The sequence below is a fragment of the Aggregatibacter actinomycetemcomitans DSM 8324 genome (assembly GCF_000372365.1).
Classification (GTDB): Bacteria; Pseudomonadota; Gammaproteobacteria; order Enterobacterales; family Pasteurellaceae; genus Aggregatibacter; species Aggregatibacter actinomycetemcomitans.
In genome coordinates, this window is the sequence record NZ_AQUU01000008.1 from 77,533 (window position 1) to 89,461 (window position 11,929).

General features: G+C 43.2%; 11 protein-coding genes and 1 pseudogene. 6 read left to right on the forward strand and 6 right to left on the reverse strand.

The features are described 5' to 3' along the window. Positions 1–39 precede the first annotated feature (39 nt). Positions 40–2,019, forward strand: a complete 1,980-nt coding sequence (rnb, locus tag A3CS_RS0105915) for an exoribonuclease II (protein WP_005545815.1) — start codon at positions 40–42, stop codon at positions 2,017–2,019. Positions 2,020–2,137: 118 nt separating this feature from the next. Here the strand turns inward: rnb and A3CS_RS0105925 are convergent, their stop codons facing one another. Next, positions 2,138–2,620, reverse strand: a complete 483-nt coding sequence (locus tag A3CS_RS0105925) for a Dps family protein (protein WP_005544145.1) — start codon at positions 2,618–2,620, stop codon at positions 2,138–2,140. Between the two features lie 208 nt (positions 2,621–2,828). Here A3CS_RS0105925 and A3CS_RS0105930 point away from each other — a divergent pair, with 208 nt between their 5' ends. From A3CS_RS0105930 to A3CS_RS1000000112255, 5 genes are all read left to right on the forward strand, one after another. Next, positions 2,829–3,989 (forward strand): EmrA/EmrK family multidrug efflux transporter periplasmic adaptor subunit, encoded by a 1,161-nt coding sequence (locus A3CS_RS0105930; RefSeq protein WP_005545814.1) that lies wholly within the window; start codon positions 2,829–2,831, stop codon positions 3,987–3,989. Between the two features lie 9 nt (positions 3,990–3,998). Further along, the gene (locus A3CS_RS0105935) at positions 3,999–5,516 is read left to right on the forward strand and encodes a DHA2 family efflux MFS transporter permease subunit (protein ID WP_005545812.1); all 1,518 of its coding nucleotides are present in this window, start codon (positions 3,999–4,001) and stop codon (positions 5,514–5,516) included. A gap of 143 nt (positions 5,517–5,659) precedes the next feature. Further along, the gene (locus A3CS_RS0105940) at positions 5,660–5,941 is read left to right on the forward strand and encodes a helix-turn-helix domain-containing protein (protein ID WP_005545810.1); all 282 of its coding nucleotides are present in this window, start codon (positions 5,660–5,662) and stop codon (positions 5,939–5,941) included. A 49-nt stretch (positions 5,942–5,990) separates the two neighbouring features. Beyond that, on the forward strand, positions 5,991–6,329 hold the full coding sequence (locus A3CS_RS1000000112250) for a HipA N-terminal domain-containing protein (protein ID WP_005573679.1): 339 nt from the start codon (positions 5,991–5,993) through the stop codon (positions 6,327–6,329). Continuing rightward, positions 6,323–6,439, forward strand: a complete 117-nt coding sequence (locus A3CS_RS1000000112255) for a hypothetical protein (RefSeq protein ID WP_005545808.1) — start codon at positions 6,323–6,325, stop codon at positions 6,437–6,439. The genes A3CS_RS1000000112250 and A3CS_RS1000000112255 overlap by 7 nt, the downstream gene beginning before the upstream one ends. A 118-nt stretch (positions 6,440–6,557) precedes the next feature. On the opposite strand, the gene A3CS_RS0105960 is transcribed toward A3CS_RS1000000112255, so the two are convergent. The 5 genes and pseudogenes from A3CS_RS0105960 to A3CS_RS0105980 form a co-directional block, all read right to left on the reverse strand. Continuing rightward, positions 6,558–7,451: a hypothetical protein gene (locus A3CS_RS0105960; protein WP_005545804.1), complete on the reverse strand. Its 894-nt coding sequence runs from the start codon at positions 7,449–7,451 to the stop codon at positions 6,558–6,560. A 66-nt stretch (positions 7,452–7,517) separates the two neighbouring features. Next, positions 7,518–10,382 carry a valine--tRNA ligase gene (locus tag A3CS_RS0105965; protein WP_019518325.1) on the reverse strand — a complete coding sequence of 955 codons (2,865 nt, stop codon included), beginning with the start codon at positions 10,380–10,382 and terminating at the stop codon, positions 7,518–7,520. 83 nt (positions 10,383–10,465) lie between these two features. Continuing rightward, positions 10,466–10,894 (reverse strand): DUF2726 domain-containing protein, encoded by a 429-nt coding sequence (locus A3CS_RS1000000111525; protein ID WP_019518326.1) that lies wholly within the window; start codon positions 10,892–10,894, stop codon positions 10,466–10,468. A 186-nt stretch (positions 10,895–11,080) separates the two neighbouring features. Continuing rightward, positions 11,081–11,386: pseudogene (gene yqfB, locus A3CS_RS1000000111865) on the reverse strand (N(4)-acetylcytidine aminohydrolase). A gap of 38 nt (positions 11,387–11,424) precedes the next feature. Beyond that, positions 11,425–11,874, reverse strand: coding sequence for a DNA polymerase III subunit chi (locus A3CS_RS0105980; RefSeq protein ID WP_005545265.1), 450 nt, complete (start codon positions 11,872–11,874; stop codon positions 11,425–11,427). Positions 11,875–11,929: the final 55 nt, after the last annotated feature.

The window sequence follows — 11,929 nt, forward strand, 5'->3', positions numbered from 1 at the left end:
AACCTGCCTTTTTAGTTTTTATACCAATTATTAGACGTTATGTTTCAAGATAATCCCCTACTCGCCCAATTAAAACAACAAATTCACGACAGCAAAGAACGTGTGGAAGGCACGGTAAAAAGCACTGATAAAGCTTACGGTTTTTTAGAATGTGAAAAAAAAAGCTATTTTATTGCACCGCCGGCAATGAAAAAAGTGATGCACGGCGACAAAATCAGCGCCACTATTGAAAAACAGGGCGACAAAGAACAAGCGGAACCGGAAGCCCTGATCGAACCGATACTCACCCGTTTTATCGCCAAAGTGCGGTTCAATAAAGACAAGAAATTACAGGTATTGGTCGATCACCCGAATATCAATCAACCCATTGGCGCCGCGCAAAACAAATCCGTAAAAAAAGAGTTACAGGAAGGCGATTGGGTGGTGGCATCACTTAAAACTCATCCGCTGCGTGATGATCGTTTTTTCTATGCGCAAATTACCCAATTCATTTGCCACGCCGATGATGAATTGGCGCCTTGGTGGGTCACCCTTGCCCGTCACGAGCAACCACGTGAGCCTGTTCAGGGGCAAGATCAATATGAAATGCAGGATAAAGAAACGCGCGAAAATCTGACCGCACTTCACTTCGTCACCATCGACTCGGAAACCACGCAGGACATGGATGACGCCTTATATATTGAGCCGTTAACCTCAAATAATGAGCAAACCGGCTGGCAATTGCTTGTGGCGATTGCCGATCCGACGGCTTATATCAGCTTGGATTCGCAAATCGAGAAAGATGCTAAGCAACGCTGTTTCACCAATTATCTGCCGGGCTTCAACATCCCAATGTTACCACGCGAACTCTCCGACGAGCTTTGTTCCTTAAAACCTAACGAAACCCGTCCCGCACTGGTTTGTTATATTCAAACGGATTTACAGGGCAATATCATCGCGCCGGCAAAATTTGTGTTAGCGAATGTACAATCGAAAGCTAAATTGACTTATAGTCGGGTGTCCGATTATTTAGAAGGCAAAGAAAATGCCTGGCAGCCGGAAAACCAAGACATGGCACAGCAAATTCATTGGCTGCATCAATTTAGCCTTGCCAGAACACAATGGCGCAAAACCCATGCCCTATTGTTTAAAGAAAAACCGGATTATTCTTTCGTGTTGGGAGAAAACGGCAAGGTGCAGGAAATTAAGGCGGAATATCGCCGTATTGCCAACCAAATCGTGGAAGAATCCATGATTATCGCCAATATCTGCGCCGCTCAATTTTTACAGAAAAACCTGCAATGCGGTATTTTCAATACGCACAGCGGATTCGACAAAAAATTCCTGGAAAACGCCCATCATTTTCTGTTAGCCAGTTTAGCAAACGAAGAAAACAAAGCGGAACTACAAGCCCGCTATACCGTAGAGCATTTAGCGACGCTAAACGGCTACTGCCAAATGCGTCACGATATTGAACCGATTGAAGGGGATTATTTGGAATTCCGCCTGCGTCGATTCTTAACTTTTGCAGAATTTAAAGCGGAATTGGCACCGCACTTTGGGCTGGGATTGAACGGTTACGCTACTTGGACGTCACCGATTCGGAAATATTCCGACATGGTGAATCATCGCCTGATTAAAGCTTATTTAGCCCATCGCCCTTATGAAAAACCGGAAGAAAGCGTGCTGGTGCGCTTGCAAGAAGCCCGCCGCCAAAATCGCCTGGTGGAACGTGACATTGCCGATTGGCTATATTGTCGCTATCTTGCCGATAAAGTTGCCGAAAAAGTGGAATTTGAAGCAGAAGTACAAGATATTACCCGTGGAGGTTTACGTGTTTTATTGTTGGCAAACGGCGCGTCCATATTTATTCCTGCCTCAACCTTGCACGACAACAAAGAGGAAATTGTTATCAATACCGACGAAATCGCCTTCTATGTCAAAGATCAGCGTCTTTACAAGATCGGAGATATTTTACGCGTGCAACTCACGGAAGTGAAGGAAGCAACACGTAGTATTATGGGGATGGTCATCAAGTAAAAAAGTGCGGTGAATCTTAAAGATGTTTTCAAAACGCTCGAAAAAATCACCGCACTTTTGACCAAAAAAATCCTGCTTAACGATTTATTTAAGCAGGATTATTTTTTTAGCTAATTAATTAGCTTGCACAAGCTTGACAAGCTGCCTGGAACATCCAAACCAGTTTTTCTTGCTCTTTTATGTAATCACTCATTTGTGAAACAGTGCCTTCATCACCGGCTTCGCCGGCAAGGGCTAAAATCTCCCGCTGTTGGGCAAGCAACACTTTAAAGCCTTCTAGCGTGCCTTTTAAACAAGTAATTGCGTTGCTTACAGCAATATCTTCTTTAATACGTGCGAGAGTTAAATACTGACTGAATGCGTTATTTGGTGTATAACCCAAAGTTAAAATGCGTTCTGCAACCCCATCTACTTTTTCCACAAGGTCAGTATAAACTTCCTCAAATTTTGCATGTAATTCAAAGAAATTGACATCTTTAATATTCCAGTGATAGCCACGCACGTTGGTGTAAAAAACTTGGTAAGTCGCTAATAATTCATTTAACTTTGAAGCCAACATTTCTGATTGAGCAGTATCTAAACCAATAAATGTTTTTGACATAATATTTCTCCTCTACTTTATGGTTTGTGCATCTTACTAATTTAATAAAAAAGATAAACGATCTAAACTACAAGACCGAGCATTTTATTCGCTTGAGTATAGAAAAAAGTTCATAATAGAGCAAGTTGTTACATTAAATAGAATTGATAGACTTTAAAAATCAAATAACAAATAATAATTTTCAAAGTATTAAAGTTAAGGATAATAAATGAGCGAAGTAAGCCAACCACAAGTTGAAAAATCAAAAAACACACGCCGAAAAGCATTAGGTATTTTCTTTTTTATTTTGATTCTTATTAGCTTCTTGAGCGGACTGTACTGGTTCTTTTTTGTAAAAACCTATCAAACTACCGAAGATGCCTATGTAAGTGGCAATCAAGTGATGATTTCCGCACAAATTGCCGGTAATGTGCGCCAAATTAACGCGGAAAATATGGATTTCGTTCACGCCGGCGATGTATTACTGGAGCTTGATGATGCCGATTATCAACTGAGTTTCAGCCAAGCACAAAATACTTTGGCAAGCGCCGTACGTCAAATTTCACAACTGGGTTATACAGTCAAACAGCTTGAAGCTACCGTTCAAGCCAATCAAATTGCACTGAATAAAGTACAGGGTGACTTAGCGCGTCGTGAAATGCTGGGGAAAAGCGGCGCAATTGATAAAGAATCGCTGCAACATGCCAGAGAAGCCGTAGTGATCGCAGAGGCGAATCTGAAAGCGGTTAAAAATCAGCTTGCCGCCAATCAATCCTTACTTCTGAATGTGCCGCTTAAGGAACAACCGGAAATTCAAAAAGCCATTAGTTCGCTAAAACAGGCTTGGTTAAATTTACAACGCACCAAAATTGTCAGCCCGGTGGACGGTTATGTGGCACGTCGCAGCACACAAATCGGGCAAAAAGTCGCTGTTGGCAGTACATTAATGGCTGTTATTTCCAACGACAAAATGTGGGTGGATGCCAATTTCAAAGAAACCCAACTGAAAGATATGCGAATCGGACAACCGGTAAAACTGTCTTTTGATTTATATGGTCATGATGTGAAATTCGATGGCAAAGTAGAAGGCATTGAAATGGGCACCGGCAGCGCATTTTCTTTATTGCCTGCACAAAATGCCACCGGCAACTGGATCAAAGTGATACAACGGGTGCCGGTGCGCGTTAGCTTAGACGCGCAACAACTTGCCCGTTACCCCTTGCGAATCGGCTTATCTACCTTGGTTGAAGTGAATATTGCCGACACGAGCGGTGAAATCTTATCGCAGAAGAAACGCACGACACCGCTCTACTCCACCAACACCCTAGATTACGACCAAAGTGCGCTGGAAAATTTGATTGAAAAAATTATCAGCGACAATACCAACTAGAGTTTTGGAATGATGCAAAAACCGATTGAAGGCGTCGCCCTTGGCATAATTACGCTGGCGTTATCCCTCGCCACATTCATGCAAGTGTTGGATTCTACCATTGCCAATGTGGCGATTCCCACCATTGCAGGCGATCTCGGCGCGTCATTCAGCCAAGGCACTTGGGTCATCACATCTTTCGGGGTGGCGAACGCCATTTCCATTCCTATCACCGGCTGGCTCGCCAAACGCTTCGGCGAGGTAAAATTATTCTTAATTTCGACCGCACTTTTTGTCTTCGCCTCTTGGCTATGCGGCATTTCCCACAGTTTGGAAATGTTGATTTTATGCCGAATATTCCAAGGGTTGGCGGCAGGTCCGATTATTCCTTTATCCCAAAGTTTACTACTCAATAATTACCCGCCGGAAAAACGCGGAATGGCGCTGGCATTTTGGGCGATGACGGTGGTTGTGGCGCCGATTTTCGGCCCGATTCTCGGTGGCTGGATTAGCGACAACCTGCACTGGGGCTGGATTTTCTTTATTAACGTCCCCATCGGCTTAATCGTCATCGGTTTCAGCTGGAAAATTTTGGCACCACGGGAAAGTGAAATTCAGCACCAACCCATTGATACCGTCGGCTTGATCTTATTGGTATTAGGTGTCGGCTGTTTGCAATTAATGTTGGATCAAGGGCGCGAACAGGACTGGTTCAGTTCCAACGAAATCATTATTCTTGCCGTGGTTTCTGCCGTTACCTTAACCGCGTTGGTGATTTGGGAACTAACTGATGACAACCCTGTGGTGGATATTTCTTTGTTTAAGCAACGCAATTTTACCGTCGGTTGCTTATCCACCAGCCTGGCATTTTTGATCTACCTTGGATCCGTCGTGCTGATCCCATTATTGCTTCAACAAGTGTTCGGCTATACTGCCACTTGGGCAGGCTTGGCTTCCGCACCTGTGGGTTTATTTCCGATTTTGCTATCGCCACTTATCGGCAAATTCGGTTACAAAATCGATATGCGTATTTTGGTCACTATCAGTTTCGTGGTGTACGCCGTCACTTTTTATTGGCGTGCCGTTACCTTTGAGCCGAATATGACGTTCATTAATGTGATATTACCGCAAACGGTGCAGGGCTTGGCGGTTGCCTGTTTCTTTATGCCGTTGACAACCATTACGTTATCGGACTTGCCGGCACATAAAATGGCATCGGCTTCAAGTCTGTTCAACTTTTTGCGCACGCTTGCCGGTTCCGTGGGAACCTCGTTCACTACGTTTTTATGGTATAATCGTGAAGTCGTGCATCATACTCAACTCACCGAAGCCATTACACCGTACAACCTTATCGCACAACAGTATTATTACATGATGGAGCGTTTCGGCATGAGTGAAGAACAAACCTCTTCTATACTTGCCCGCAATATTACTTCACAAGGCTTTATTATCGGTGCCAACGAAATCTTTTGGCTATCTGCGATTATGTTCCTTATTTTGTTCATCTTAGTCTGGTTTGCTAAACCCCCTTTTAGCGGTCGCCATTAAAAGTGCGGTAGGAATTTTAATCATTTTATTTTATATCGCATAAGATATAAACCATAATTTATACTTTACAAGATATAAACACAATTCTATACTTCATAGCGTATAAAATAAAATCTATATGCTATGGCGTATAAGGAGCAAAAATGGTTATTACCATCGCAAAAATGCTTTCTCATGTTATTCGGGAATTTCGTTATCAAGGCAACCTCTCACAAACAGATGTCGCCAAGCTTGCTAGCACCACCCAAGCCAGAATATCGGTTTTTGAAAATGAGCCGGAACGCACGAAATTAGAAACGTTATTTAAAATTTTGGCAGGATTAGAGTTAGAACTTATCGTACAACCGCGCAAAAAATCCGCGGTTACGGAAAATTTAATCAGCGAACCAACACCTGCATTTTCCGATGACGATGAGGCGTGGTAATGAATAACGCTATCTTGAAAGTCGCAATGAACGGCTTGCTGGTCGGCGAATGGCGAAAGCTCACAAATGGCCGACGGAATTTCAATATCCCCCAAAATGGCTTGATTCTGCGCGCTCCCGTCCAATTTCATTATCATTGCCTTTATCCCATAAAGTTTACCGAGAGGATTCGGTTTACAATTTCTTCGATAATCTTTTGCCCGACAATGAACAAATTCGTTCACGCATTCAGCAACGTTTCCAGACCTCGACCAAATCCCCCTTTGATTTGCTTTCGGCTATTGAGCAGGATTGCGTTGGGGCGATTCAACTTTATCACGGTGAAAGTCGCTCTGTTCGGCAAATTTATGCGGAGCCGTTAAATGATAAGAAGTGTAAAACGTGTTGAAAAACTACCGCACTTTTCCGTTAGGCATGGAAGAAACCGATGATTTTCTCATTTCGCTTGTCGGCACACAGGAAAAAACGGCTCTACTCTACTATCAAAATCAATGGTAATGTCCCTTACATTCCCCGCTACTAGCCATATTTTTAAATTACCTATCGGTATCGTCGGGCAGGAGCAACTTAATCTTTCCCATAATTGCGAGAACGAATGGCTTTGCCTGAAGTTCGGCTAAGACAACCATTGAATAAGTATATCTATAACCTCAATCAGTCCTGCACCGGCTAAAATAACCCCGATTAATCCTAACCTCCAATTACGTTTTTCATTAATACACTGTTCTGCTTTTTGTTGAGTATAACTCAATATTTGGTGGACCTGTGCCAACTGAGAAGTAACCTCATTGTTTTTATCTCTAAGATGATATGCCTCTCGTATATGTTCCCAAGCACGAAATGTCGGATAACGAGAAAACTCAATTGGATTATCAAAATAATAACGCGCATTAAAAATTGCTGCTTCAGTATACAACTTATCCAACTCTTGAATATTATTCGGCTTAGCCAAAACATTTGCTAACTCTTCGCTAATTTTATGTAACGCGCTGTAATATGCTAAAGCCAACATAATTAAAAACACTTGCCTATAAGCATTTGTCACCGTACCAAAAGATTCAAAAATAGCCATACCTCGGCCATCTATTGCACGCCACTCATTGCTCAAATGGAAAAATTCATTTTTATCTAACGTATCAGAACTACGGATAAACCAAGAAGAATTTTTTATGACTAAGCTTTCTTCCGAAGGAATTACACCTGATGCAATAACAACACTTCCTAAACTTTCTTTTCTATCTAATTTATCAAAAAGTACTGCATTTAATTCTGCTTTAGTATCAAATAGTTTATTCGGAGAGTAAGAACAGAAATGCAAGGTTTGAGCAAATCGATTTCCTTGGAAAAAAGTTACTTTAAGATCATATTGTTCAAAATTGTCTTCCGTAAACGTAGTTTGTAATAAAAGAGGATTCAAAAATTTAATTTGTTGTTTACATAACGAAGGTTTATTTGTTAAAGATATATGTTTTTCTAAAGGGTATATTTTTCCAAAATAAATATCTTTCATTATTCTCATCCTTCACAATAAAAAATATCCCTTCTGAAAATAAACAGAAGGGACATAATTCTTCAACTACAACGCCTCAATCACCTTATACTGCTCACGGATTTTTTCCAATCCGGATTGGTATTCGGCCATTTTTTCGCGTTCTTTGGCGATGACGGCTTCCGGGGCTTTGGCGACGAAGGCGTCGTTGCTGAGTTTGCTTTCGATGCGTTTGACTTCGTTTTGGTATTTTTCAATCTCTTTGGTCAAACGGGCAAGCTCGGCATCTTTGTTGATGAAGCCCACCAGCGGCACGAGAAGCTCGGTGTTGCCGACTAGTTTTGCCACCGCTAACGGGGCTTGTTCGCCTTCCTTAAGCACACTAACGTTATCCAACTTCGCCATGGCTGTTAAAAGTGCGGTCTGTTTTTCCAGTATTTTTTGCTCGTCCGCCGGAATATTACGGAATAACAAATCCAAACCTTTGCTCGGCGCAATGTTGCATTCGGCGCGAATATTACGTACGGCGACGATGACCTCTTTCAACCATGCGATTTCGGCTTCCGCGTCCACATCAAACGCCGTCATGTCCACTTGCGGGAACGGCTGCAACATAATGCTGTCGGCGTCAATGCCGACGAAACCTTTCACTTTCTGCCAGATTTCTTCGGTAATGAATGGAATAACCGGGTGCGCTAAACGCAGTAATTTCTCTAACACATGCACCAAGGTCTGGCTTGCCGCGCGAATTTGCGCTTGGTTGCCGTTTGCGAATACCGGCTTGGTGAGTTCCAAATACCAGTCACAGAATTGGTTCCAAGTGAATTCATAAAGCGCGGTGGCACATAAGTCAAAACGGAATTGGCTTAATGCGTTGCGGAAGGTTTCCACAGTGCGATTGAATTCCGATTGAATCCAACGATCGGCAACGGAAAATTCAATTTCGCCTTGGCTTAAATCCAGCTTTTCATTGGTAAGCACGAAGCGGCTGGCGTTCCACAATTTGTTGCAGAAGTTGCGGTAGCCTTCCAAACGTTTCATATCCCAGTTAATGTCGCGACCGTTCGTTGCAAGGGCGGCGAGGGTGAAACGTAAGGCGTCGGTGCCGTGCGCCACAATGCCTTCCGAGAATTCTTTGCGGGTGGATTTGGCGATTTTCTCCGCTAATTGCGGTTGCATCATGTTGCCGGTGCGTTTTGCCACCAAATCTTCAAGGCTGATGCCGTCAATCATGTCTAACGGGTCAATCACGTTGCCTTTGGATTTCGACATTTTTTGCCCGTTTTCGTCACGAATCAAGCCCGTCACATACACGGTTTTGAACGGCACTTGCGGCTTGCCGTTTTCGTCTTTGATGAAGTGCATGGTGAACATAATCATGCGCGCCACCCAGAAGAAAATAATGTCAAAACCGGTAATCAGCACATCCGTTGAATGGAACATTTTCAATTCTTTGGTTTGTTGCGGCCAGCCGAGCGTGGAGAACGTCCATAAACCGGAGGAGAACCAAGTGTCCAGCACGTCTTCATCTTGTTTAAGTGCCACATCAGGATTTAACTGATATTTTGACCGCACTTCCGCTTCACTGCGCGCCACATAAATGTTGCCTTCCGCGTCATACCACGCCGGAATGCGGTGTCCCCACCAAAGTTGGCGGGAAATACACCAATCCTGAATGTCACGCATCCAAGAGAAATACAGGTTTTCGTATTGTTTCGGCACAAATTGAATTTCGCCGTCTTCCACCGCTTTAATCGCTACTTCGGCGAGCGGTTTCACGCTCACATACCATTGGTCGGTCAGCATCGGCTCAATCGGCACGCCGCCGCGATCGCCGTAAGGCACCTTCAAATCGTGCGGTTTGATTTCATCAAGAAGACCAAGGGCTTCAAAATCCACCACGATTTTCTTCCGCGCGGCGAAACGTTCCAAGCCACGATAATCTGCCGGAATAAGCGCTTCATAGCCCGCCATAGGCTTACCATCGGTGCCGATAATTTCCGCTTCATCACGAATATCCGCGTTCAGCGTCAATACATTGACCATCGGCAACTGATGGCGCTTACCCACCTCGTAGTCATTGAAATCGTGCGCCGGGGTAATTTTCACCACGCCCGTACCGAACTCACGATCCACATAATCATCGGCAATAATAGGAACTTCACGATTTGCCAGCGGCAGTACAACGGTTTTGCCGATTAAAGACTGATAACGTTCATCTTCCGGGTGAACGGCAACGGCAGTATCGCCCAACATGGTTTCCGGACGGGTGGTCGCCACCACTAAATAATCTTTTCCGTCTGCGGTTTTCGCACCGTTCGCCAGCGGATAACGGAAATGCCACAGGCTGCCTTTGGATTCTTTGTTTTCCACTTCCAGATCAGAAATGGCGGTGTGCAGTTTCGGATCCCAGTTCACTAAACGCTTGCCGCGATAAATCAAGCCTTCTTCGTGTAAACGCACAAACACTTCCTTCACCGCGTCGGAAAGACCGTCATCCATCGTGAAGCGCTCACGCGTCCAGTCCACGGAGTTACCCAAGCGGCGAATCTGTTGACTAATGGTGCCGCCGGATTGCGCTTTCCATTCCCAAATTTTGTCGATAAAGGCCTCACGACCATAATCATGACGGGTTTTATTTTCTTCCGCGGCAATTTTGCGCTCCACCACCATCTGGGTTGCAATGCCCGCATGGTCGGTTCCCGCTTGCCAGAGGGTATTATGTCCTTCCATGCGGTTAAAACGAATTAAGGTATCCATCAAGGTTTGCTGGAACGCGTGCCCCATGTGCAGACTCCCCGTCACATTCGGCGGCGGAATGGCAATAGAATAACTCGGCGCATTCGCCTCTTCCGACGGTTTAAAATAACCGCTTTCTTCCCAGTGTTGATAAAGGGCTTGCTCTACCGCAGACGGATTAAAACGGTCTGCCATTTCGAATTTTTGTGTCATTTATATTTTCTCTTTGGTAGGGTGCAATTTGGTGCACCTTTTGATTAAAATGAGAACAGTGCAGCAAGTTGCACTTTATGGAATTATTTTCTAACAGTATGAGAAAGCAAAATTCTTGAAACTTCTTCTAATTTTCTATTATTCTCTTCAATCGCTGCGTTCTTATCATCTTTAAAATAAAAGATAACTAAAGGTAAATTAACCTGTTGACAAGCATATTGTTTGCGAATATCTCGATAAGCAGGATTTTCTATATTATGTCCGTAACCATTATATTCAATTAGTACTACAGGATAACCCAAACAATCTACAATAATAAAATCAGCTCTTAATGAATTTATTGCCAAAAAAGCATTTTTCTCATTTTGAGAAGCTGATTTATAAGGTGTCTTTGTATTTATAATGCCACCAAGTCCAACTTGAGAGAATAGTCTAAAATTTTTTCCCTTATACTTTTCATCATTCAATAGATCTGTTAGTGATTTGAATATATTAAACTCACTTTTATTCATTATTGGTATTGTTTTGAAATCTGTAGATAGAATTAGTTTTTGTCGTATATTTTCCTTCTCTTTCTCTGAAAATTCTTGCGGTTGATAAGTAGTGAAAATTTTATTTTTCTTCTTGTTTCTTTTACTTTAAAAAATAAATGAAAGAAATATAGCCAAAATTAGAATAACAACTTTCATTTTTGAACCTTATATTTGATTAAATGTAATTATGAAAAACTTTTTTTTACTCAGATAAATCTCACTAATCACCTCTTTCAACTCCGCCAACGTCATATTTTCTTGTTTCGCGTGTTGTTCCGTCAGTTCATCAAGGGTAATCGGTGAAACACTTAACACTTCAATTGTGCAGAAATATTCATCATCTTAAAACCGCCCGACACGTAAAATATCACCGGCTTTAAAGTGGCTTTCGGATTTATCCCGAATGGTGATGGTTTTTCGTCCGGCGAGAATATCATCTTGGAAACATTGATAAAAAGTGATGTCGTTCATAAAAGTGCGGTCATTTTTTTCAGAGTTTTTACGACCTTCTACCCCGCCTGCTCCGTACTCAATTCCCAGCCCAACTGCCTCAATTGTTTATAACGTTCCCGCGCTAAAGCTTTTTGTTGTTCTTCGGCGGGTACGAAATCGATAATTTGGTTAAAGCTGTTGATGAATTCCGGCAGCTGCGGTTGTAAATTAATCAGCAAATCGCGGCTTTGTGCGTTGCGTTTGCCCGTCCAGCTGATTTCGATGGGCGTGGCATACGTGGTGGCTTCGCCGGAAAGGTTGTGCGGGACGAATTCGTCCGGTTCCCGTTGCCAAAGGGCTTCATCAATATTGAGCGCCTGCGCTTCATTTTCACACGCCAACAGAACCCGTTTTCCCAAACGCCAGGCGGACGCCGCCAAATTGCAGGCAAGGCTTTCCACCGCAGACAAATTCGTCTGTGCGGGAGAGGCATCGGAAAGCAGGTAGAATTGCGCATTTTTTGGCATATAAAGCCCTAAATATGAAAAATGAGTCGCAAGATTTTAGCGGAAATCAGCTCAA